This is a genomic window from Rhizobium sp. ERR 942 (assembly GCF_007828395.1).
GTDB classification, from domain to species: domain Bacteria; phylum Pseudomonadota; class Alphaproteobacteria; order Rhizobiales; family Rhizobiaceae; genus Rhizobium; species Rhizobium dioscoreae.
In genome coordinates, this window is record NZ_VIUA01000002.1 from 746,812 (window position 1) to 770,310 (window position 23,499).

The window sequence follows — 23,499 nt, forward strand, 5'->3', positions numbered from 1 at the left end:
TGATTCATGCGAAAGTCCGGCGGATTTGGTTTCGCCGAACCATCTGCGTTGGGATTGTCAAGGCAGCGTCAAGACAAGATCAGCCTTTCATGAGGCATGCCACGAAGGGCTCCGAGCCTAAGCGATCTGATGCGCTCGAGGAAATCACGAAAGGCATCAGCTCTGCGGTCTCCTCCCATTTGCATTGCGAATGATCCCGACCGCGCCGATCGAACGCCGGCACGGCCCGGCTTGATATCAACCCAGGAAAGCGCGGATTTCGACTGCGATCTCGGCAGCGTGGGTTTCTAGAGCAAAATGGCCGGTATCAAAGAATTTGACCACCGCGTCTGGAATGTCCCGGCGATAGGCCTCGGCACCTGGCGGCAAGAAGAAGGGATCGTGCCTGCCCCAGACCGCAAGCAGACGCGGCTTGTAGGTTCTGAAATAATTCTGGAAGGTCGGATAGAGCGCGACGTTGCTCTTGTAATCGCCGAAAAGATCGAGCTGCACCTTCTCCGAACCAGGTCGGGCCATATAGAGACTATCGAGCGAATAGCCGTCGGGAGAGACCTTCGAGGGGTCCGGGACACCATGCGTGTATTGCCACGCCGTCGCGTCCGGCTGAAGGAATGCCTTCAGGGCGTTACGATTTTCCTCGGAGGCTTCGCGCCAATAGGCTTGGATCGGATTCCAACCTTCGCTCAAGCCTTCTTCATAGGCATTGCCGTTCTGGGAGATGATCGCCGTGATCCGTTCCGGATGCTTCAACGCCAGTCGGAAGCCGGTCGGCGCACCATAATCGAAGACATAGACGGCATAACGGTCGAAGCCAACGACTTCCGTGAAACGGTCGATCGTCTCGGCGATGCTGTCGAATGTGTTGCTGCCCTTCGGCGCGTCGGATTGCCCGAAGCCGGGTAGATCTGGGGCGATGATGTGGTAGCGATCCGCCAGAAGCGGGATGAGATCGCGGAACATGTGGCTGGAAGTCGGGAAGCCATGCAGCAGCAGAAGCTTGTCCGCGCCGGCCGAGCCCGCTTCACGGTAGAAAACCTTGACATCTTCGATGTTGACGCTGCGATAGGTGATATCAGTCATGTTAAGCTCCTTTCGTAACCTATGAAAATCTATTTTTTAGGTTACCTCTCAGAATTCAAATGGTGCCGCGGACACACCTGCGTTGACACCGATATCGGCGACAGACGCCATCATTAGCGCGGACAACTCGACCCTCTGTAGTAGCATTGGCCTTCTCCCGCCAGTTGGAATAAATAACCTCTTTAATGACTCTGATATGGTTACTCTTCACATACGTAACTTGTCAAGAGGTTTTGGAAGGGTTATATAGTCGCTATGTTTTCGAGCGGCCTTTCAGTCCCCTGTCGGCCGGAATAAGGAGCAGTCGATGGACAGCCGTTCACCCGCCATCTTCGTTGGCGACACGCTGGGACTGGATTTCCTCAATTCGGTCGCAACGCCGGTGGATGTGCCGATCGACTGGATTGACGATGGAGAAGGTCTGCTGCGCTGGCTGGAACAGGCAGGCCTAGTGCCGCGGGAAACGCTTGCCGCCATGCGCAAGCAGGCGCTGCCGGGCGAACTCGACAAAGTCGCCGACCAGGCAAGAAGCCTGCGTGAGTGGTTCAGAACTTTCGTAAACTCCCACAGGGGAAAGCCGCTGGCATCAGAGGCCTTGAACGATCTGGAACCGCTGAACCGTCTGCTGGAACGCGATGAAGGTTTTAGCCGGATTGTCACAAGAAAGCCGGGCGAGGATCGCGAACTCTGCCTTCAGCCGATGCGGAAATGGCGCTCACCGGAATCGCTGCTATTACCGATCGGCGAAGCGCTGGGACGTTTCGTCTGCACGGAAGATTTTTCCGATGTGAAGGCCTGCGAGGGCCACGCATGCACCTTGATGTTCGTTGACCATACCCGCGGGCGCCGCAGACGCTGGTGCAGCATGGCGATGTGCGGCAATCGCTCCAAGCAGGCAGCCCATCGACATCGGCTCAAGCAGAGCTGACGCCAGTCCCGCAAAAAGACAGGCGTTTTGCTGGAAGCATGAATTACAGCTTGAAGCTAAGCCCAGCTCGCTCCTGCCCGATATCACCAGAGTCGAGCCGAGAACACCATTGGCTCAAGCCGGATCTTCCCTGTGAAGATCGTGAATGGCGACGGCATCATCGCTGAAGGGTGGCAGCAGCCAGTCGGTATGGCGCAGCGTGCGCTTGGTATCTTCAAGGCCCATGTCCCAATGCTCGCGCATCGACGTGCCGGAGAACTCATAGTCCTTGGCGTGACCTTCGTAGTTCTTGTGCTGATAGATCAGGTGCACGATATTGACGACGCCGGCATCGGAATAATCGGCAATTAGCTCTTCCTCTTCCGCGGTCAGCTGATCCTTCGGGACACGCTTTAGGGCGCCCAGGAGCTTCATCTTGAGCCCGTGGATGCGCTTGAAATTGTCGGTATTCTGCCGCGTGCGGCTCGAATACATGATGTCCTTGTGGCGCGAGAGCACGTCCGGCATGCTGCGCGGCAGGACGCCCCGGGCACTGAAGAGATCCACCTGGAAGACGAGCGAGCTGCGGTCCTCTTCCTGATCGAGCAGATATTGCAACGGCGTATTCGAAACGATGCCGCCGTCCCAGTAATATTCGCCTTCGATCCGGATGGACGGCAAGGCCGGCGGCAGGGCGCCGCTCGCCATGATATGCTCGGGGCCGATGCGCACTTTGTCGGTGTCGAAATAGACGAAATTACCGGTGCGGACATTCACCGCGCCGACGCTGAAACGCTTCTTGCCATCGTTCAGCACGTCGAAGTCGATCAGCATCTCCAGCGTCTTCTTGAGCTCTGCCGAGTCATAGAAGCTGGTTGCGCCCTCGGCTCCCGGCAGCTCGAACCATGGGTTGGGAAAGCGCGGCTTGAAGAAGCCAGGCTGGCCCATGGTCATCGTCATCCAGGAACTGGTGCGATTACGGATATCGCGGAAGAAATCGCCTTCCGGCGTATAGGCCCAGATCTTGCGGCCGGAAATGATCTGCCAGAACTGCTCCAGACGCTGCAACCGCCGGCCCGGCTCGTTGCCGGCGATGATCGCGGCATTGACTGCGCCGATGGAGACGCCCGAGAGCCAGGTCGGTTCGCATCCCGCTTCGGCAAGCGCCTGATAGACGCCGGCTTGATAGGCGCCGAGCGCACCGCCACCCTGGAAGACCAAGGCAACGCGATCATATTGCGCGGCTATTTCCGGGATGGTCGGCGCTGCCGCCTTGATATTTCGTTCGAGCACGATCCGTCTCCAGTATGGTCTAACAATAAGGCTTTCGGCTACCTGCGCTCGGCGAGATAGTCGTGAACGACTTCGCCTAGCCCGAGCGTCAGATCGGCGGTAAAATGAACCGCCGAAACCACTTCCAGCACGGGCAGTCGCGCGACGTCGGCCATGACATGCGGCCGAAGATCGAGGGCAGCCGGCGAAGTCCAGGCTTCCTTGATGGTGATATCGGTCAGATAGTAACGCACCAGCTCGCAGATACGCGGGGTCGCATCGACATGCGGCACAATCTTGATCAGGAAATTCGGTTCCGAGAGAGCTGATAGAAGCGGTACCTGGTCGATCGGCTTGTGTTTGTAACCCATCGTGCCCGTGGCGCAGAGAACGCTGCCGTAATGCAGCGTGCCGACGATGACTTCGCCTTCGTTGACGATCTTCGGATTGGCAAGCTTCTTCGGAAAGCCCCAGATCTCGCGGCCGCCGGTGATCGGCGCATCGTCATCAAGATACATGGAGTGGACATAGCCACCCTTTTGTCCGCGATAGGTCACGGGGATGACCTGTCCGGTCTCGGTGTAATCACCAAAGCCAGTGGAATCGGGCATGCGGATGAATTCGTATTTCACCAGCGGCTCGTCGATTTCGAGCGGCGCCGGGACGACCGCTTCAAGCGCCTCGCGCGTGGTGCGGTAGGTGATGATGATATATTCGCGATCGAAGAACCGATAAGGCCCTGGAGGATAGGAAGGATTGGTCAGTGGCATCGCATAGGCATGCTTGAGAATGTCTTCGACCTTCATCGTATTGTCCGTCGTTGGAGGAAATCGCCGGGCGCCAGAGCGAAAACTTGCACGGTTGCATGACAGTGAAGTGTCAGCCAATGATTGGCAGCGCCGCGAGGCAAAACCGCGCTGTTATCAAAGCGACATATCAGGCTGGCAGTGTGCGCTCATCTTGAGCATTTCCCTCTACCCAACCATGTCATAGAGATTGCAGGAGTTGCATCATGGGTTCGTTGACTTCGAAGAATGCACTGGTCACCGGTTCGACGAGCGGTATCGGGCTTGCGATCGCCCGCGCCTTTGCCGCCGAGGGCGCGAACATCACGATCAACGGCCTTGGGGACGCCGATGCGATCGAAAAGGAGCGCGCGGCGATCGAAGCCGATTTCGGCGTGAAGTGCCGCTATTCCGGCGCCAACATGATGAATGGCGAGGAAGTGACATCGATGGTGCGTGAGGCCGAGGAAGCCTTCGGCAGCCTCGACGTCCTAGTCAACAATGCCGGCATCCAGTTCGTCGCCCCGATCGAGGAGTTTCCCGACGACAAGTGGGAGGCGATTATCCGCATCAATCTACTTGCTGCCTTCTACGCCATCAAGGCCGCCATTCCCGGCATGAAGGCGCGCAAATGGGGCCGCATCATCAATACGTCCTCGGCACATGCGCTGGTCGCCTCGCCTTTCAAATCGGCCTATGTTTCGGCCAAGCACGGCATTACCGGTCTCACCAAGACCATCGCCCTCGAAGCCGCTCAGAACGGCGTGACCGTCAACTCCATCGCGCCCGGCTATGTCTGGACGCCGCTCGTCGAAAAGCAGATCCCCGAGACCATGAAGGCGCGCAACATGACGGAAGAGCAGGTCAAGCATGACGTGCTGCTGGCCGCCCAGCCGACGAAGGAGTTCGTAACCGTCGACGAAGTAGCCGCTATCGCGGTGTTCCTGTGCAGTGACGCCGCAAAGCAGATTACCGGCACGACGCTTTCCGTCGATGGCGGCTGGACCGCCGAATAATACCGCAGCCATAGCCGGCACATGCTTGAGCACCGTGCCGGCTCTCAGCAGCCCAGGGCTGCAGCATCAACATGAAAATAGAGCAGGAGGCGCACAATGACCGACGAAACCCAGGACCCGCTCAGCCGTATCAAGGATGAGATCGTCGACAGCTTCGACGAAGAGCTGGAGATGCAGCTCGAAGAGGACCGGCTGGACGAACTGGTCGCAGAAGGCCTTATCAGCGAAGGTGAGGCGACGCTCGACCGCCGCGTCTATTTCCGCGAACTTTTCCGGCTTCAGCACGAGCTCGTGCGCCTGCAGGACTGGGTCCAATACAAGAAGCTGAAGGTCGTCGTGCTGTTTGAAGGCCGCGATTCCGCGGGCAAGGGCGGCGCCATCAAGCGCGTCACGCAGCGCCTCAATCCGCGCGTCTGCCGCGTCGTCGCATTGCCGGCACCGACCGAGCGCGAACGGCATCAATGGTACTTCCAGCGCTATACAGCGCACCTGCCGACCGCGGGCGAAATGGTGCTGTTCGACCGCAGCTGGTATAACCGCGCCGGCGTCGAACGCGTCATGGGCTTCTGCTCGCCGGAGGAATTGGAGGAGTTCTTCCGCTCCGTGCCGGATTTCGAGCGCATGCTGGTTCGCTCCGGCATCATCCTCATCAAATACTGGTTCTCGATCACCGATGAAGAGCAGGAATTCCGCTTCAACATGCGCATCCAGGATCCGCTGAAGCAGTGGAAACTGTCGCCGATGGACCTGCAGAGCCGCGTGCATTGGGAGGAATATACCAAGGCCAAGGAAGAGATGCTGGAGCGCACCCATATTCCGGAAGCGCCGTGGTGGGTCGTCCACGCCGTCGACAAGAAGAAGGCGCGCCTCAACTGCATCGCCCACCTTCTGAGCCAGATCCCTTACGAAAGCGTACCGAAACCGGAAATCGTGCTGCCGGAACGTATGCGCAATGCCGACTATCACCGTACGCCGGTGCCGCCGGAAATGTATGTGCCGGAAATCTACTGATCAGGATCAATGAGGGGTCCGCCTCCGGCAGGCCCCTCTGATAGATTACTTGAAAAACAAAATCCCTGTCACTCCGCCACCAGCAGGCGAGGCCGGCTCAAGGTCAGGCTGAACGATAGGCCCATTCGGACATGGCGCCCAAACCCAGCCGCTGCAAAAGTTCATAGGCAACACGCCGATTGATGGGATTGTGCAGCCTGAGGACTTTCGAGCCAAGAAAATCCATCTCCGTATGCTCGAACGGCAGGAGATGCCGTGCTCTGCCAAGCGCGGCTCGATAGAGCCCATGAAAATCCCGGCGGCAGACATAGGTCTTGTACTTCGTCATGCAAAAGGCGACAAAGCTATCGCTGTTCCTGCGCAGAAAATCCGAAACGCCGACCGTCACCTCCGGCCAGGCCGGATTGAACGTATCGTCGAAGGCGATGATGCCGTGATCGGCCAGTACGCTCTTCGCCAACCGGCTATCGGCAACGATGTGGCGAAGCAAATGCCCTCCATCGATACTGAAAAAACGAACCTGCCCAACCTTGTCGATGATGGCCTGTGGATCGAGCTCGGTGCTGTCACCCGTTATGACGAGATCCTCATCAACGGGAATGCCCAGTGATTTTCCGTTGTCGAGGAAGCGTTGATATTGCGCACCATCCGCTTCTATGTCGAAAAGGTCGATCGCAAGCACGTTGTCATCGGGTGCGCTGATCTTGCGCAGCAAAAAATAGGACCGCCCGTAGTAAACCCCGATTTCGGCGAGGCCGCCATAAAGTTTCTCCTGCCTTTGCTTTTCGATCAAAGACAGGAAGACAAGCGCATCCGGCGGATCGATGTAACCATCGATTTTCTGAAGATCGCTAAACACAAATTTTCGAACGCCCGATTTCAAATGTAAACCTCACTGGTTTTCTTCATGCATTTCGCCTCCGAGCTTGCTCATCGATTGGAACCGGTCGATCAAGAAACGCCCCGTTTCTGCCACGACTGCGGCAGCGAAGCCGGAAGCTCTCGAAAATTGGGACGACACGGCCTCAAGGCGAGCACCGCTCACGAATATTGCGGCCTTTCTGTCGTATTCCGGATAGCCATGCGCGAGTTGGATAGTCCGGCCCATATTAGGATCAATGCCGAAACCACATCGCAGATGATGACGAATAGCGAGCCGGCATCCTAAGTGATGTATAATGTGAGTCTAAAATTCATATCATCGGCCGAGGAGACCGTCATGACTGCGCCGCATCCGTCCAAAACGCATATCGGCAACCATGCGCTGCATCCCGAAACTCAGATGCTGAATTACGGCTATGACCCGGAATTGTCCGAGGGCGCGGTCAAGCCGCCTGTTTTCCTGACCTCCACCTTCGTCTTCAAATCGGCCGAGGACGGACGCGATTTCTTCAATTATATCTCCGGCCGCACCGAGCCGCCGGCGGGCACTGGCGTCGGGCTCGTCTACTCACGCTTCAACCACCCGAACAGCGAAATCGTCGAGGATCGCCTCGCCGTCTATGAAAAGGCAGAAAGCGGCGCGCTGTTTTCCTCCGGCATGTCGGCCATCGCAACAACCCTTCTCACCTTCGCGCGACCGGGCGATGCGATCCTGCATTCGCAGCCGCTTTATGGCGGTACGGAAACGCTGGTCGCCAAGACATTCCTCAATCTCGGAGTAGCCGCCGTCGGCTTCGCCGATGGCGTCAACGAAGGCTCGGTGACGGCAGCTGCCGAGGAAGCGATGACCAAAGGCCGTGTCTCGGTCATTCTGGTGGAAACACCGGCCAACCCCACGAACAGTCTCGTCGATATCGCCATGATCCGCCGCATTGCCGATGCGATCGGCAAGAGGCAGGGACACACGCCGATCATCGCCTGCGACAATACGCTGCTCGGCCCGGTCTTTCAGCGGCCGATCGAGCACGGGGCCGATATCTCCCTCTATTCGCTGACCAAATATGTTGGCGGCCATTCCGATCTGATCGCCGGCGCCGCCCTCGGCTCAAAAGCCGTCATCAAACAGGTGAAAGCACTGCGCGGAGCGATCGGCACTCAGCTCGATCCGCATTCCTGCTGGATGCTCGGCAGGTCGCTGGAAACGCTGCAGATCCGCATGGAACGGGCAAACAGCAACGCACGGGCGGTCGCCGATTTCCTGCGGGATCATCCGAAGGTCGAGCAAATCCACTATCTCCCCTACACGGATCCATCCTCGGCAACGGGCCGTACCTTCGCCGCCCAGTGCAGCGGTGCGGGCTCCACCTTCTCCTTCGACATCAAGGGTGGCCAGCCGGCATCGTTCAAATTCCTGAACGCCCTGCAGATCTTCAAGCTGGCCGTCAGCCTCGGCGGCACGGAATCGCTGGCCTCCCATCCGGCAACGACGACGCATTCCGGTGTGCCTGTGGATGTACGCCATCGCATCGGCGTGCTGGAATCGACGATCCGCCTGTCGATCGGGATTGAACACCCCGATGACCTGATTGCCGATCTTGCTGCTTCCCTCGACGCCGCCTGATAAAGCCTATGCGGCCGAAAGACTGGGAGTGAGATGGATCAGGGCCGCACGGCCAGAAGGTTGGCATCGCGTGCGAGGCGCCACTCCCCGTCAGCCTCCTTGCGCAGAAGCGTGAGCGTATAACCCGATCGATGAACGGCGTCGCCACCCGGCGGTGTCACCGTCATGTCGATGTGATTGCGGATATAGGCCCAATCGCCGAGCACCTGCAGTTCGACGATCTCGCCCGCACCCTCCATCTTCATGCCCTCCATGCCTTTGGAAACCGCAGCAAATGCCGCCTTGCCGAAGGGTTCTTGGCCGGGAACCATGAAGATGACATCGTCCGTCATCAGTCCTAGGACGGTTGCCGTATCGCCCGCCTTGCTCGCGGCAATCCAGGTTTCCACGACTTTCCGGATTGCCTTTTCATCGTCGGTCATTCCAAATTCTCCTCGATAGGCGCCGCGCTACGCTGCCCCCTGTCAGCGGCAGCCTGTCGGTTGAACAGGTTTACCATTGCGACCTATCCCGTGTGATCAATCGCCTGCCCAGATCTTGGCTTCCAGATCGACATCATAACGGCAAGTGACCGTAAACTGAACAAACAAGCCGTCCGCATCATGGGCGTTTCTCACGTCCATCCGGCTTTTCATTCGAACGAGCTCGAGCGAGGGATCACGGTCTCCTCCAGGAGCGCCTGTAGCCAGTCGGCGAAAACATGAACGCGGCGGGAGAGATGCCTGCGATGCGGATAGAGCAACGTCATCTGCAGCGGTTCCGCTCGATAATCTGGCATGACCTCGACAAGTTCGCCCGCCTCTAGATGCTGGCGTAGGTCATAGGCCGGATTCTGGATCAAACCGAGGCCCGCGACGCAGCAGGCGATATAGGCCTCGGCGCTATTGACGGTCACGCGGCCTCGCATCGGCAGGCTGCGCAATACCCCGTCTTCCAACCATTCCCAGGGCTCGGTTCGCCCGGTCGAGGGCGAGGCATAATTCACGGCCCAATGGCGGCCGAGATCTTCGGGCGTTTGCGGCGTACCATGCCTCGACAGATAGGCAGGACTTGCGACATTGATGAGCGGCAATTTTCCGATCGGCCGGGCAATCAGCCCTGAATCAACAAGCGGGCCGACGCGCAACACGCAATCGACGCTGTCCTCCACCAGATTGACGGCACGGTCGGTAACGCCGAGATCCACTTCGATATCGGGAAACTGATCGAGAAACGATGGCAGCGCCGGCGCTATGATCAGGCGACCGATGCGGCCCGGCACATCCGTCCGCAATTTACCGGATGGTTTGGCGTCACTCTGTCGAAACAGGCTTTCCGTCTCCTCGACATCGGCAATTACCCTCAGGCAGCGGTCGTAGAAGGCCGTGCCATCCTGGGTGGGCGACACCTTGCGCGTACTGCGGTGAAGCAGACGCGCGCCGACACGGCCCTCCAGCTCCATGACGGCAGCGGAGACCGAGGAGCGCGGCAAGCCCAACGTATCCGCTGCGCGGGTGAAGCTGCTGCATTCCACGACACGCGTGAAAATCCTGAAGAGGTCGATGCGATCCAAAGCTATACCGCTATTGTCCGTTAATTCTGACAGATGATGTCAAATTAGACCGCTTTATCGGCAAATTCCAGACGATAGATTTGCTTCAGGAAGGGCGGCACGGTGCCGTCCCACTTCCCAAGGAGGGCTCTTTCATGACCGATCATTCGATCAAAGGGAAAACCGTCATCATTGCTGGCGGCGCCAAGAATCTAGGCGGCCTGATCGCCCGCGACTTCGCAGCGCACGGCGCAAAAGCGATCGCCATCCACTACAACAGCGCCGCTACCAAGGCCGATGCGGATGCGACAGTTGCGGCCATCAAGGCAGCCGGTGCCGAAGCTGCCGCATTCCAGGCCAATCTCACGACAGCAGGCGCGGTGGAGAAACTCTTTGCCGAGGCCATTGCCGCCTTCGGCCGCCCCGATATTGCGATCAATACGGTCGGTAAGGTGCTGAAGAAGCCGATCGTCGATATCTCCGAGGCAGAATACGACGAGATGAGTGCCGTCAATTCGAAATCGGCCTTCTTCTTCCTCAAGGAAGCCGGCAAATCGCTCAACGACAACGGCAAGATCTGCACGCTCGTTACGTCGCTGCTCGGCGCCTTTACGCCGTTCTATTCAAGCTATGCTGGCACCAAGGCGCCAGTCGAGCATTTTACCCGCGCCGCGGCCAAGGAATTCGGCGATCGCGGCATCTCGGTGACCGCGATCGGTCCCGGTCCGATGGACACGCCTTTCTTCTACCCAGCGGAAAGCGCCGATGCCCAGGCCTATCACAAGGGCGCCGCCGCTCTCTCGAAGTTTTCGAAGACCGGCCTTACCGATATCGAGGATATCGTGCCCTATATCCGGTTCCTGGTCTCCGACGGTTGGTGGATGACCGGACAGACCATTCTCGTCAACGGTGGCTATACGACAAAGTAAACGGGTCGTATCTGCTTCCGGCCTGTCCAAAAGCAGCCTATTCCGATCCGTCCTTCAGCTTAGCGGTACGCAGGGCGTCGCTAAGCTCCATTCTGGCCGTTCCGATGAGCTGCTCCATGGCAAAACGTGCAGCATCGGGCCGGCGCATGCGGATCGCATCCAGGACATCCTGATGGCGCGCGATCGCGTAATCATGCGACTGGCTGGCCCGGTTGGTCAGGCGAAAACTCGCGAGCAAAGCGGCGCGGATCGCAGTGGCGAACTGCCGGAAAACCCAGTTGCCGCTAGCATTGATGATCGCGGTATGAAACTCCAGATCTGCTTGGCTCCATGCCTCGTTGTCGCGGGCATTGGCAGCGACCATATCCTCGAAGGCCTCGGCAATCTGTGCGAGCTGCTTGGCCGTGGCATTGGCAGCCGCCTGTGCGGCGGCGGCGGGTTCCAGCACTTGCCGCGCATCGAGCAGGGAATCGTAGAAGCTGCGGTCATTGCTGAGTGCCAGGGTCGCATCGAGAACCAGCGGGTCCAGATAGTTCCAGTTCTCTCGTGGCAGAACAGTGGTACCGGCGCGGGTGCGCGAACGGACCATCCCCAGCGCCGACAAATATTGCATGGCTTCGCGCAGGCTGGTGCGGCTAACGCCGTAAACTTCCGAGAGTTCAGCCTCATTGGGAAGAACCGAGCCCTCGGCGAGAGAGCCCGAGACGATCTGGCCGATGAGCTTCTTCAACAGCTCCTCGCGCACGGTACGCCTTCCCTGCTCAGGCGCGGCCCCGGCCGGCGTCGTCCGTAAAGACCCCAAACGCGTACTCATCCCTAGCACTCCCTTCCGCTGACCCATCAGCGATCATGAGCGGCACCACGCCCCGGCATCAATGCGCAACTGCAAGCTCGATAAACTTCTCCCCAAACTTCTCCAAGGAAATCCGACCGTTACAAACGACTGCCACGCCCTACCGCGGACGAGCGCAGATTGTCCAACAGAACGGCAAGCAGCAGAATGCAGCCGCGCACGAGATATTGATAGAAGGCCTGGATATTGAGCAGGTTCATGACGTTCTCGGCAATGCCCATGATGAGGACGCCGACGATCACGCCGGTCATCGCTGCGCGGCCGCCCGCGAGAGACACGCCGCCAAGCACGCAGGCCGAGATGACGGAAAGCTCGAGCCCGGTTGCCGCGTTCGGCTGGCCCGAGGTGATGCGCGAGGCAAGCAGAATGCCGGCAATGGCGCAGACGAGACCCTGCAAGGCAAAGATCCAGATCCGCATATTGACGACATTGACGCCGGCCAGACGCGACGCCTCGGGATTGCCGCCGATCGCAAGCGTGTTCTTGCCGAAAACAGTGCGGTTGAGCGTAAAGCCGAAGATGATGAAGAGCAGCACCATGATCCAGATCGGCGTCGGCACCGTCAGAAAGCGCGACAGCGCGAGCTGATAGAAGGCCGGATCGTTGATGCCGACGGCACGGCCATCAGACGCGATCAAGGCGAGGCCCCGCACGATCTGCATCGTCGCGAGCGTGGTGATCAGCGCGTTGATGCGGAACTTGGCGATGACGACGCCATTGACGACGCCGACGACGCTGCCGCAGATCAGCGCGGCGAGCAGGCCGAGCGGAATGGAGCCGGTGGAGTTCGACACCATGACGGCGATCATGCCCGAGAAGGCGACCGTCGAGCCGACCGAGAGATCGAAGTCGCGCGAGGCCAGGCAGAACATCATCGTGCAGGCGACGATGCCGATCGTCACCACCGACTGCAGCAGGCCGAGCATGTTGCGCTCCGTCAGGAAGCTCGGCACAAAGAGCGAGACGATCACGAAGGCGATCGCGAAGATCACCACGAGGCCCTGTTCGCCGAGGAGAATTTTTTTCAACGAATTCATCACTACCATTCCTGAATTAGATCGTGCCGGCGGCATTCTTATCGGGCAAAGCTGCGGTCAGAATGGCCCGTTCGTCGAAATCGGCGCGAGCGACATTGGCGGCGACGCGCCCCTGGCACATGACGATGATGCGATCGGAAATGCCCATGACCTCGGGAAGCTCGCTGGAGATGACGACGATCGCCATGCCGCCAGCCGCCAGCTCGTAGAGAATTTCATAGATTTCCGATTTGGCGCCGACATCGATGCCGCGCGTCGGCTCGTCGATGACGAGGACCTTGACACCCTGTTCCGAGAGCCAGCGGCCAAGGATGACCTTCTGCTGGTTGCCGCCCGAGAGATTGACGATATCCTGCTTGCGGGAGGGCGTACGGACCCTGAGCTTGGCGATGAACTGATCGGCGACCGAGGCTTCCTTCTTCGGATTGAGGATGCCGAAGGGCGAGAAATGCCGCCGCGAAGAAATCGCAATGTTTTCCTCGATCGATCGCCCCTGAATGATGCCGTCGAACTTTCGATCTTCAGGGCAGAGAACCATGCCGGCACTGATGGCCGCCTTCGGATTGTTCGGCGCGACGGCAACGCCGTCTATCGAGACGCTGCCCTGATGACGATGATCGGCACCATAGAGAAGGCGGGCCATTTCGCTTCGGCCGGCACCGATGAGGCCGAAAAAGCCAAGGATTTCGCCCTTGCGAACCGAGAAGCTGACGGGATTGCGCAACTTAGAACCGGAGAGACCCTTGACTTCCAGACGCACCTCGCCAAGCGGCCGCTCGCGCCAGCCCCAGATATTGCTGATCTCGCGGCCGACCATTTGCGAGATGATCTGTTCGCGCGTCGTATCGGCAATGTCAGGATGATGGGCCGCAAGCTTGCCGTCGCGCAGCACGGTGAGGCTGTCGCAGAGCCGGAAGATCTCATCCAGGCGATGCGAGACATAAAGAATGACGGTGCCGTTGGCTCTCAACCGGTCTATCAGGGAAAACAGGATTTCGCTTTCACGTGACGAGAGCGAGGAGGTCGGCTCATCGAGCGCGATCACCCGCGCATCGACCATGACGGCCTTGGCGATCTCCACCATCTGGCGCGCGCCGATCGACAGCGAGGATACCTTTGCCGCAGGATCAACATCGATGCCGATTTCCTTGAACTTCGTGCGAACGGTCTCGATCAGCATCTTGCCGTCGATCACGCCGGCCTTGCCGGGAAAACGGCCGAGCCAGAGGTTTTCGGCAACCGTCAGTTCCGGCACCAGCTGCAGTTCCTGATGGATGACGATGACGCCGGCATGAAATGCATCGCGGACGGAGCTATAGTGTTGCTCCACGCCATCGATGACGATGCTGCCGCTATCGGCGGCCTGATCGCCGGAGAGAACCCGGATCAGTGTCGACTTGCCGGCGCCGTTTTCGCCCATCAGCCCGTGCACGGCACCCCTTTCGACATCGAAAGAGACGTTCGACAGCGCCTGGACACCGGGATAACCCTTGGAAATGCCCTTGAATTCAAGGAAAGCCATACTTGCTCCATCGAGAGAAGGTTCGGCGGCATTTGTGAGGCCGCCGGACGGACATCATCCTGCCTGGATGATCATTCGATGCCGAGATCCTTGCGAACTTTCTCATAGTCGCCGCGCAGTGCGAGGGAACCGGAAGTGAGCGTGAGCTTCGGCGGCTCCTTGCTGTTGGCGATCCAGTCATACATGTTGAGCGCCGTCTCATAGCCATGGCGCTTCGGTGAGATGATGACCGTGCCGAAGAAGCCGGTCGCGGCGGGCTTCTTGAATTCGTTGATCGCCGAATCCGCGCCGCCGATACCAACGCCGATCATGTTCGTTGCGGGAATGCCGACCGATTCCGAGGCGCGGACGGCGCCCAGCACAGCTTCGTCGTTAAGGCCGAAGGCAACCCAATATTTGATATCGGCATGCTTGTTGAGAACGGTGGTCGCAGCGTTGAGCGCTGCTTCCGTATCGGTCTTGGCCTGCGGCGCGTCGTAGATATTCGCAGCCGGGAAGCCTGCGGCCTTCAGAACCGAGATCGCGCCTTCGACGCGGTCGACGGCGGTCGGCAGCTGATCGTAGGACACGCGGATCGCGCCGACATTCTTCATGTCCCAGCCGCGCTTCTTGATTTCGTCGACGATCGCTTGGCCCACGGTCTCGCCGATCTTCGTTGCGGAAATGCCCATATGCGGCACATCTTCGAGCGGCTTACCCTCGGCATTCACCAGGCGGTCGTCGACGGTCATCAGTTTCAGCTGATTGGCGGCAGCCTTGGCAACGATTCCAGGGCCGAGCTTTACGTCCGGCGTGCAGATGATAAAGCCCTGCGCCCCTTGCGCACCGAGATTGTCGATCGCCGACTGAACCTTCTCGCCATCCTCAGCGCCGATCTTGACGAGCGTGAAACCCTTCTCCTTGGCCGCCTGGTCGGCGAATTTCCATTCGTCCTGGAACCATGGTTCTTCGGGCTGCTTCACGATGAAGCCGATCTTGACGTCCTCCGCGAAAGCAGAGCCGGCCGCCAGAACGGCAAAGGTGCCGGCAAGGATAGCCGCTTTGAAAAAGCGCATGATCTCTCTCCCTTTGTTTGCGCGTCCCCATCCATCTCCCGGGAACCGCTCGATTTCCGTAAGTTATATTGTAATACGAGTCAATTATTTGTATAACAATTAAACTGCATTTGCAGCCCAACGAACCCGAGACCCTTGAATATGAAAAAACATCATACCAGTCAATATTTATGTATTATTATTTATGCCATTGTGGCATTGGCTGATCGCCAGAGGCTCGCTTAAGATGCCGAACAGGGATAGATTGCGGGATATACCGGCAAGAACCTCAGAGATGATCCAAAAATAAATCATATATATCCGTTGACATGGGCCGAGGCAGATATAGGGTGTCACGCGTTCGGCACCGGCCTTGGTTGTAGGGAGAAGGCAACCGCTTAATGACCATCATCGATTTGCGGGACGGTTTGCTTTCTGCTCGCGTTTCAACCCTAGGCGGCACATTGCTCGATTATGCCTGGACGGTGGAGGGGCGCAGGATTGCGTTATTGAGATCCGCACCGGACGATGCGCATGCGTCCGCCTCCGCCTGCTATCCCCTCGTTCCCTTCGGCAACCGCGTGCGAAACAATCGTTTCGCGTTCGCGGGGCGCGACTATCGGCTGAAGCCGAACACGGCTTCGGATCCTCACTACCTTCATGGCGACGGTTGGCAGGCCGAATGGTCCGTCCTCTCCCGCAGTGGCAACGAATTGCAGATCGGCTTTCATCACCGGGAGGGTGATACGCCCTACAGTTACGCAGCGAGGCAGATCATCGCGCTGTCATCCGAAGGGCTGATGCTTCACATGGGCGTTGAGAACACTGGCAAGGAGGCGCTGCCCTTCGGGCTAGGCTGGCATCCATACTTCCCGATGACCCCTGAGACGACGCTCTTTGCGCCGGCGAAGCGATTTTGGACCGAAACGGAAGGCTGGCTTCCGGGAGAACGTACCGAGATTCCGGACGATCTCGACTTTTCCGCGCCCTCACCCCTGCCTCGCCGCTGGGTCAACAACGGCTTCGAGGGATGGAGCGGCGAAGCGGAGATCGTCTGGCCGGAGAGACATGCAGGCCTGCGGCTGACCGCCGACGCTTCAGTCAGACACGCATTCATCTTCATTCCAGATACGAACTTCAATCCGACCTTTCGCCATGATTATTTCTGCTTCGAGCCTATGTCCCACATCGCCAACGGTCACAATCTCCCCGACTTCGGAGATTTGAAAATCCTGCAGCCGGGAGAGACATTTGCAGGATCGATCCGCCTGCGGCCACAGGAATATTCGCGGTAGCCTGCGCGGTCGGCTGACCGCGAGATTTCCGCCCCAGCACAAAGAGGAATACTGAATGTCAAATCGCCTTTCGGGAAAACGGATCTTCATTACCGGAGCCGCGCAGGGGATCGGGCTGGCCATAGCCGAGGCATGCATGGCTGAAGATGCAAGCATCTTCCTGATCGATCGCGACGAAGCTCTGCTGGAACAAGCTGCGGATAGTCTGAAGGAAGACGGTGCCAATCTTGGCTATCAGGCGGCCGACATCACCGATGCCGAAGCCGTGCGCGCAGCCGTGGCCAGAGCATCCGGCGAAATCGGCGGCATCAATGCGCTCGTCAACAATGCCGGGGTCAACGTCTTTGCCGAGCCGTTGAAGACGACGGACGAGGACTGGGAGCGCTGCTTTGACATCAATCTCAAGGGCGCCTGGAATTGCTGCCGGTCCGTGCTGCCCGAGATGATCGCCCGTGGCGGCGGCGTCATACTCAACATCGCTTCAACTCACGCCTTCACGATCATCCCGCATACCTTCCCCTACCCGCTTGCCAAGCATGCTCTTCTCGGCATGACCAAATCTCTGGGGATCGAATATGCCTCGAAGAACGTGCGCGTGAACGCACTCGCGCCCGGCTATGTCGCAACGCAGAAGGCCATCGATTACTGGAACAGTTTCCCCGACCCGGAAAAGGCGAGGGCCGAAACGATGAAGCTGCATCCGGGCGGCCGTATCGCCACCCCTCACGAGATCGCCATGGCAGCGGTCTTCATGGTCTCGGACGAGTGTCCCTTCATGAATGCCGCCTGCCTGACCGTGGACGGGGGCTTGAGCGTGTTGCAGCATCAATAGTATCGCAAACGAAGACGCTATCGCGATCTAAGCTGGGCAATCGAGAGCATCAGATCCGCGCTCATGCCAATCCCCGATCTCCGCGTCAGGATGGCGGATGCGGCAGAGGTCGTATTCCCGCCATTTGCCGCATCATAGACGGCCGAGAAGCGCTTGAGCAGATTGTTCACCTTGCCGGCATCATGCAAGTCTTTGATCGGGAACAGCTTTTCAAGCATCGCCGCCTGGCGGGTCACATCCATGTTCGACATGGATGCGGGCAGCGAATAGGTCGTCTTGATCACATTGTAGAGCGCCGGATCCGACATGATATCGTAGACGGAATTGACCTGCGGCGCCTTGCGCTGGAAATAGAGAGCGAGACGGACGCCTTCGTTGGAGCTTCCCTGCTGCGTCTCCAGGGTCTGATGAAGATAGAGATCGTTGGTGGCGAGACGCGCGCCCTTGTTCTGTCCCAGCTCGATCTTGGCTGTGGTCAGATTTCCCTTGGCGTCGAAATTGAAGGCGTTCACCATCGCCTTGAACTGCTGGCCTGCCTGCGTGTTCAGAAAGCCCTTGGCATCCTCGGGGTCCGCGGTGAAGGCCTTCTTTAAGCTATTCTTGTCGACCGACTTGGGATCGATATTGTTCGCAACGAGAATAAACTCCGTCAGCTTCTTGTCTGCGAGGAGTTCGTCGACCGTCTTGATCTTGGAGATCGACTTGCTGAATTCGGTCGCTGCGTCCTTCGCATCCTTGACCGCCTTATCTCGCATCTCGCCGGTCAATCCGAAGGTCTTCGACTTCGAGTAGGCTGAGATCAGGCTGTTGATCGAAGTCTGGGACAAGGGCGCGACCGGCGCCCGCAGATTGCCCTCACTGTCGAAATTGAAAGCCTTGGCAAGCCCGACGAATCTGTCGTCTTTCAGCGAATTGACATAGCTCTTGCTGTCATACGGATCGCTCTCCAGTATCTTGCGCAGCTGGTCCCTGGAGACCTCGTTCTTGCCGATCCCAAAGGCACGAAGCGCCATGTCCTCCACGGTTGGAAGATTCTTGTTCTTGGTATCGTTGGCGGCAAAGAAGTCCGCAATCGTCTTTATCTCGCCGACCGCGCTCTTGTAGTGTTTCTCCGCATCGCCCAACAGGTTCTGTTTCGCATCTTTCGCCTGGTTCAAATATTTGGTCGAGATGTCGTCGATGCCTTGCGGCGTCTGCGCCGGCTGACCGGCGGGCAGCGTACCATCGGATGCAAACTGAAAGTGCGAAACCATATCCGCCATTCCAGTCACGGCGGCATAATCGGAGTTCGTAAAAACGAGGTTGAATTGGACCGGAGTGAGCTTGGGATTCAGGTTGAATGCGGTCTTTATATAGGAAAACAGCCTGTTATCGCCGGTTATGTCGCTGAGCGACTGAACTTTCGTGATCGTCTGACGATAGTAATCGTCGTTGCTGGCGGCCGCAGCCGGGCTCAACAGGCTCGGGACCATGCTGTCATACCGCGAGATCATGGCCTCCTTCTGCTCCGCCGTCTGCGCGGTCGCGCCGGAAAGCGTTCCGTCGGCATTGAAGCTGAACTGCGATGCGATCAGCTTGTATGTCGGCTGCAGCGATGCCGTCGAGAAATTGCTCGCCGTGTTAACGAAGCTGTTCGGGTCGTTGACATCGCTGGTCAGAACCGACTTGAGGAACGCCTTCGAGATATTGTCCGGGTTTAAACCGTGCGCCCGCAGGATATAGTCCGTCATTCTGCTGCTGTTGACGATGTCGTCGACGTTCGACACCTTATCGATCCAGCTATCGTAGAACTTGCTTTCCTTCTTGGCCAAAGCCGTTTCATTGGCGAAGGATTGCTCATAGAGTCCGATCGTATCGCTCTTCTGTGAATCGCTCTGAGCCGATTGATTTTTTGACGTGCCGCCGAAATTGAAAGCGGCAGCGAATTGCCGGTAACGGCTGTCCGTCAGTTTGTTTGCAAAGCTGCTCGTGTTGCTAAGATCGCTGGTCAGGACCTTTTTCATGAAAGCCTTGGCGTAGGTCATGTCCTCGAGGCCATAGGCCTTCATCGCATAGCTATACAGCTTGTAGTCGCTCAGAAACTCATCGACATTCTTAATCTTGCCGATATGCGCATCGTAATATTGCTGGTCGCTTTTGACCGTCGCCTGCTTGGCGATGCGCGCAAGCGTCGATGCCATGTCCTTTGTCGCGGACACATAGCCGAGATACGTCGAAATCATAGATCGCCCCCACAGCGCAGTTCATCGATATTCGCCCCGCGTGAACTATCGCAACCAGACCTTGCGCGAGACTAAATCGGCAATCTATGGGCCTAATTTCCCGGAATCGTATCCATGTCGGCAGGGCGGGACGTTTCTGTCTGAAATATCGCATCCGGCAACCAGTTCTGAGACAATCCCGAAAGCGTCCGCCGTCAAGGCGCAAGAGGTCTTCGGCGCCCCAATGCATGGTGTACAGAACTCTAAATTCTCCGGCAGGAATTGCCCGGAACGAATTTCGGCGTCAGCACGAAATCCTGCGGCGGCTCGACCGCACCTTGCGGATTGGTGATGCGGTGCATCAGGCGTCTTGCAATGATGCCGCCGAGCGCCAGCGTATCCTGGACTACCATGGTAATGCGCGGCGTGATGACCGAACTCCACTGCACATTGTCGATCATGGCGAGCGAGATGTCTTCGGGACAGCGGAAGCCCAGCTCCTGCATGGCTTGCAGCGCCGAGAGCGCAACTGCGTTATTGGTGCCGAGGATCGCAGTGGGGCGTTCGGGCTGGATCAGCAAACGCATGGCCGCCTCGTAGCCGGCTGTGCGCGTGAACTGGCCGTCGACGACGAAATTCGGATTGATGTCTACGCCGGCATTGGCCATCGTATCGGCAAAGCCGCGATATCTCTCCGTCGCGGTATGCATATGGCTCGGGCCGGTGATGACGGCGATGCGCCTGTGGCCGAGCTGCAGGAGATGTTCCGTCAGCATCGCCCCGGCCAGATAGTTGTCGGAGCCGACGAAATCGCGCTCGATGCCGGCAACCTTCTGGTCGAAACAGACGATCGGCAGGTTCAGGCCGGCAATGAAGTCGATATAATCCCGATCATGGCCTGACGGCGCAAGCGCAAGGCCTGCGGTCTTCAGGCCGATCAGGTGCTCGACCATCGCCCTCTCGCGATCCGTTTTGCCTGAGGAATCGGTGACGACGACGAAGTGCTGGTGATCAAGCGCATAATTTTCCAGCTCGCGCCGGATATCCCCGAAAAACGGGTTGCCGACATTGCCGACGATGAAGCCGATCATACGGCTGCGCCCACGCGCCAGGCTCTGGGCAAGCGGATCGGCGACGAAGCCAACCGCGGCGATCGCCTGATGAATTCTTTCCAGTGTTTTCTGGCTAACGCGCGCCGGATTGCTCAAGGCCAGCGACACCGTCGAGACGGATACGTCAGCAAGTTTGGCGACGTCACGAATGGTGGCCATGAATTTTTCGAACCGTTTCTATCGCCTCGAGCCTTCCGATCAAAGGCTCCCTTCCGTGAATCTCCGCCATAAATCTACCATTTGCCGGCCGTGAAGCAATATGCGGAAAGAGATTTCAACAGTGCGCTTGACATACCGGGCATGAGGATCAATTATCAAATCGAACCGGTTCGATGAAGCCTTAACACTTGGGAGGATAGTGTGAGCGACGCAGCGATCAGTGGCGGCCAGGATGTGGCCGACGGCAAGGCATGGTTTGGACACGACCGCTTCGGCATGTTCATCCACTTCGGACTTTACGCCCTCGGCGCACGTCACGAGTGGCTGAAGAACCGCGAGGAGTTCACCACCGAGGCCTATCAGAAGTATTTCGACAATTTCGACCCCGACCTTTACGACGCCCGCGAATGGGCACGCCGCGCTCGCGAAGCCGGCATGAAATATGTCGTTCTGACTGCGAAGCACCATGAAGGCTTCTGCCTGTGGGACAGCAAGGTCACCGACTACAAGGTCACCAACACACCCTATGGCAAGGACCTGATCGGCCCCTATGTCGAAGCGCTTCGCGCCGAAGGGCTCAAGGTCGGCTTCTATTATTCGCTGCTCGACTGGCACCACCCCGACTTCCCGATCGACGGACATCACCCCCAGCGAAACCATACCGACGCCGCCAAGCTCAACGAGGGCCGCGACGTCAAGCGTTATGCGAAATACATGCGCGATCAGGTGACCGAGCTTCTGACGAACTTCGGCAAGATCGACGTGATCTGGTTCGATTTCAGCTATCCCCAGCGCGTCTACAAGGGCCTGCCCGGCAAGGGACGTGCCGATTGGGAGAGCGACGACCTGATGAAACTGGTGCGCCAGCTACAGCCCGATATCATTGTCGGCGACCGCCTCGACTTGCCGCGCGATGCGGATCACATGCCCGAACTCGTCACGCCGGAGCAATATACGCCGCGCGTCGCACCGACCGTTGCCGGCCTGCCGGTACGATGGGAGGCTTGCCACACCTTCAGCGGCTCCTGGGGCTATTATCGCGACGAGAGCAGCTGGAAGGATGCTGGCCAGCTCATCAACATCCTGGTCGACACGGTCTCGCTCGGCGGCAATCTGCTGATGAATGTCGGCCCGACCGGCCGCGGCACCTTCGACGCCCGCGCCATCAAGGCGCTCGACACCTATGGCGAATGGCTGCGTCTGAACGGCCGCTCGATCTATGGCGCGGGACCGTCGACCTACAAGGCGCCAAACGGATGCCGCTTTACCCAGAAGGGCAATCGGCTCTACCTGCATATACAGACCTGGCCCTTCCGCCACATCCATATCGAAGGGCTGGGGCGCAAGGTCAAATATGCACAGTTCCTGCACGATGCCAGCGAGCTTCATTGGCTCGACCCGGATGCCGAAGTCGACTCCAATGTCGGCGTCGCCGTCGGAGAGGGCATTCTGACCCTGGAACTGCCGGTGCTCAAGCCTGACGTCGTCACCCCGGTCATCGAACTGATCCTCAAGGATTGAGGGAGATAGCGAAGCCCAGCCGTCCCTGTGCCGTCGTGAGCCGCGAAACCGAACTCATAGCCGCGATGACCCCCTTGATCGCCGATCTGGCAGAAGACGGCAATGGTGCCGTTGCACTCGCCGGATCGCGCGGCAAGGGGAGGTCGGATGCGCAATCAGATTTCGACTTCAGGGTCTATGCCGACGCCTATCGCGGACCGGAGGTCCGGCAGACTGCGGCGTGGCGGCGTTTCGATGCCGCGCTGCGAGACTGGCAGGCCGAAGGCATCCGCATGGATGGCGTCTGGATGCGGCGGTATGCCGGCGTCCAGCGCGACCTGGATTCCTGGCTTGCCGGAGTGGTCGTGCCCAAGAGCTTCGAATGGACGATCTGGGGCTATCATCTGCCGACCGATCTTGCCAACCAGCAGATCATCGCCGATCCTAGGGGTTTGCTGGCCGGCTGGAGGCAGCAACTAGCGCAATATCCGGAAGCGCTCAGGGCCTCCGTGCTCAGCCAATATATGGATGTCCTGCGCTATTGGGCCCGAGATTATCACTATGAGAGCAAGGTCGTTCGCCGCGACCTCGTCTTTCTCGTCGGTCTCACAGGCAAGCTTGCCAATGCCATTCTACAGACCGTCTTTGCCTTCAACCGGGTCTATTTTCCGGGCGACGGCTGGAATCTGCCCATGGCAGCCGAACTCGAACGGCTGCCGCCCGACTTTCTCCAGCGGATGACGGCCATTCTGGAGCCGGAGCAAGGCCCGGACACGTGGCAGCGTCAACGAAGCGAACTGATCGGCCTGATCGCCGACCTGGAGGCCATGATCGCGGCGTGAACGAGCCGCAAGACCAAGCCGGAGGGGAGCATCCGAATAGTGATGAACGTCACTGCAACGAAAGTCATTAAGGAGGAG

General features: G+C 58.6%; 21 protein-coding genes. 9 read left to right on the plus strand and 12 right to left on the minus strand.

Features of this window, described 5'->3' with window-relative positions; all coding sequences use genetic code 11:
* Positions 1 to 237 precede the first annotated feature (237 nt).
* Positions 238 to 1,080, minus strand: a complete 843-nt coding sequence (locus FBZ97_RS10275; RefSeq protein ID WP_145319071.1) for an alpha/beta hydrolase — start codon at positions 1,078 to 1,080, stop codon at positions 238 to 240.
* 307 nt (positions 1,081 to 1,387) lie between these two features.
* On the opposite strand from FBZ97_RS10275, the gene FBZ97_RS10280 reads away from it, so the two are divergent.
* The gene (locus FBZ97_RS10280) at positions 1,388 to 2,008 is read left to right on the plus strand and encodes an ABATE domain-containing protein (RefSeq protein ID WP_113329534.1); all 621 of its coding nucleotides are present in this window, start codon (positions 1,388 to 1,390) and stop codon (positions 2,006 to 2,008) included.
* A gap of 114 nt (positions 2,009 to 2,122) precedes the next feature.
* Here the strand turns inward: FBZ97_RS10280 and FBZ97_RS10285 are convergent, their stop codons facing one another.
* Complete coding sequence (locus FBZ97_RS10285; protein WP_145319074.1) at positions 2,123 to 3,280, minus strand: patatin-like phospholipase family protein; 1,158 nt, start codon at positions 3,278 to 3,280, stop codon at positions 2,123 to 2,125.
* 38 nt (positions 3,281 to 3,318) lie between these two features.
* Positions 3,319 to 4,065 carry an acetoacetate decarboxylase gene (locus tag FBZ97_RS10290; RefSeq protein ID WP_145319077.1) on the minus strand — a complete coding sequence of 249 codons (747 nt, stop codon included), beginning with the start codon at positions 4,063 to 4,065 and terminating at the stop codon, positions 3,319 to 3,321.
* 206 nt (positions 4,066 to 4,271) lie between these two features.
* On the opposite strand from FBZ97_RS10290, the gene FBZ97_RS10295 reads away from it, so the two are divergent.
* Positions 4,272 to 5,060, plus strand: a complete 789-nt coding sequence (locus FBZ97_RS10295) for a 3-hydroxybutyrate dehydrogenase (protein WP_113329531.1) — start codon at positions 4,272 to 4,274, stop codon at positions 5,058 to 5,060.
* Positions 5,061 to 5,156: 96 nt separating this feature from the next.
* Positions 5,157 to 6,071 carry a polyphosphate kinase 2 gene (gene ppk2 / locus FBZ97_RS10300; RefSeq protein ID WP_113329530.1) on the plus strand — a complete coding sequence of 305 codons (915 nt, stop codon included), beginning with the start codon at positions 5,157 to 5,159 and terminating at the stop codon, positions 6,069 to 6,071.
* 103 nt (positions 6,072 to 6,174) lie between these two features.
* Here ppk2 and FBZ97_RS10305 read toward each other — a convergent pair whose 3' ends face one another.
* Entirely contained in the window at positions 6,175 to 6,954 is a 780-nt protein-coding gene (locus FBZ97_RS10305) for a class I SAM-dependent methyltransferase (RefSeq protein ID WP_145319079.1), read from the minus strand.
* Between the two features lie 336 nt (positions 6,955 to 7,290).
* On the opposite strand from FBZ97_RS10305, the gene FBZ97_RS10310 reads away from it, so the two are divergent.
* A complete protein-coding gene (locus FBZ97_RS10310) occupies positions 7,291 to 8,574 on the plus strand; it encodes a cystathionine gamma-synthase family protein (protein ID WP_113350695.1) in 1,284 nt (427 codons plus the stop codon).
* Positions 8,575 to 8,612: 38 nt separating this feature from the next.
* On the opposite strand, the gene FBZ97_RS10315 is transcribed toward FBZ97_RS10310, so the two are convergent.
* Both FBZ97_RS10315 and FBZ97_RS10320 read right to left on the minus strand, forming a co-directional pair.
* Positions 8,613 to 8,996, minus strand: a complete 384-nt coding sequence (locus FBZ97_RS10315; RefSeq protein WP_145319082.1) for an SgcJ/EcaC family oxidoreductase — start codon at positions 8,994 to 8,996, stop codon at positions 8,613 to 8,615.
* A gap of 209 nt (positions 8,997 to 9,205) precedes the next feature.
* Positions 9,206 to 10,126, minus strand: coding sequence for a LysR family transcriptional regulator (locus FBZ97_RS10320; RefSeq protein ID WP_145319085.1), 921 nt, complete (start codon positions 10,124 to 10,126; stop codon positions 9,206 to 9,208).
* Positions 10,127 to 10,260: 134 nt separating this feature from the next.
* On the opposite strand from FBZ97_RS10320, the gene FBZ97_RS10325 reads away from it, so the two are divergent.
* Positions 10,261 to 11,034 carry an SDR family oxidoreductase gene (locus FBZ97_RS10325; protein WP_069610216.1) on the plus strand — a complete coding sequence of 258 codons (774 nt, stop codon included), beginning with the start codon at positions 10,261 to 10,263 and terminating at the stop codon, positions 11,032 to 11,034.
* Positions 11,035 to 11,071: 37 nt separating this feature from the next.
* On the opposite strand, the gene FBZ97_RS10330 is transcribed toward FBZ97_RS10325, so the two are convergent.
* The 4 genes from FBZ97_RS10330 to FBZ97_RS10345 all read right to left on the minus strand — a co-directional run bounded on the left by FBZ97_RS10330 (position 11,072) and on the right by FBZ97_RS10345 (position 15,501).
* Positions 11,072 to 11,848, minus strand: a complete 777-nt coding sequence (locus tag FBZ97_RS10330) for a FadR/GntR family transcriptional regulator (RefSeq protein ID WP_145319088.1) — start codon at positions 11,846 to 11,848, stop codon at positions 11,072 to 11,074.
* Positions 11,849 to 11,967: 119 nt separating this feature from the next.
* Positions 11,968 to 12,924 carry an L-arabinose ABC transporter permease AraH gene (gene araH, locus FBZ97_RS10335; protein ID WP_162748756.1) on the minus strand — a complete coding sequence of 319 codons (957 nt, stop codon included), beginning with the start codon at positions 12,922 to 12,924 and terminating at the stop codon, positions 11,968 to 11,970.
* A gap of 16 nt (positions 12,925 to 12,940) precedes the next feature.
* Positions 12,941 to 14,446: an L-arabinose ABC transporter ATP-binding protein AraG gene (gene araG / locus FBZ97_RS10340; RefSeq protein WP_145319091.1), complete on the minus strand. Its 1,506-nt coding sequence runs from the start codon at positions 14,444 to 14,446 to the stop codon at positions 12,941 to 12,943.
* Positions 14,447 to 14,517: 71 nt separating this feature from the next.
* Positions 14,518 to 15,501, minus strand: coding sequence for an arabinose ABC transporter substrate-binding protein (locus FBZ97_RS10345; protein WP_069610212.1), 984 nt, complete (start codon positions 15,499 to 15,501; stop codon positions 14,518 to 14,520).
* Positions 15,502 to 15,881: 380 nt separating this feature from the next.
* On the opposite strand from FBZ97_RS10345, the gene FBZ97_RS10350 reads away from it, so the two are divergent.
* Positions 15,882 to 16,775 (plus strand): aldose 1-epimerase, encoded by an 894-nt coding sequence (locus tag FBZ97_RS10350; protein WP_145319094.1) that lies wholly within the window; start codon positions 15,882 to 15,884, stop codon positions 16,773 to 16,775.
* Positions 16,776 to 16,830: 55 nt separating this feature from the next.
* A complete protein-coding gene (locus tag FBZ97_RS10355) occupies positions 16,831 to 17,607 on the plus strand; it encodes an SDR family oxidoreductase (protein ID WP_145319097.1) in 777 nt (258 codons plus the stop codon).
* A 17-nt stretch (positions 17,608 to 17,624) separates the two neighbouring features.
* Here FBZ97_RS10355 and FBZ97_RS10360 read toward each other — a convergent pair whose 3' ends face one another.
* Entirely contained in the window at positions 17,625 to 19,829 is a 2,205-nt protein-coding gene (locus tag FBZ97_RS10360) for a DUF1217 domain-containing protein (protein WP_145319100.1), read from the minus strand.
* A 242-nt stretch (positions 19,830 to 20,071) separates the two neighbouring features.
* On the minus strand, positions 20,072 to 21,079 hold the full coding sequence (locus FBZ97_RS10365; protein ID WP_113329517.1) for a LacI family DNA-binding transcriptional regulator: 1,008 nt from the start codon (positions 21,077 to 21,079) through the stop codon (positions 20,072 to 20,074).
* 201 nt (positions 21,080 to 21,280) lie between these two features.
* Here FBZ97_RS10365 and FBZ97_RS10370 point away from each other — a divergent pair, with 201 nt between their 5' ends.
* Entirely contained in the window at positions 21,281 to 22,600 is a 1,320-nt protein-coding gene (locus tag FBZ97_RS10370; protein ID WP_145319103.1) for an alpha-L-fucosidase, read from the plus strand.
* Positions 22,601 to 22,635: 35 nt separating this feature from the next.
* Positions 22,636 to 23,421, plus strand: coding sequence for a DUF4037 domain-containing protein (locus FBZ97_RS10375; protein WP_113329515.1), 786 nt, complete (start codon positions 22,636 to 22,638; stop codon positions 23,419 to 23,421).
* Positions 23,422 to 23,499 lie beyond the last annotated feature (78 nt).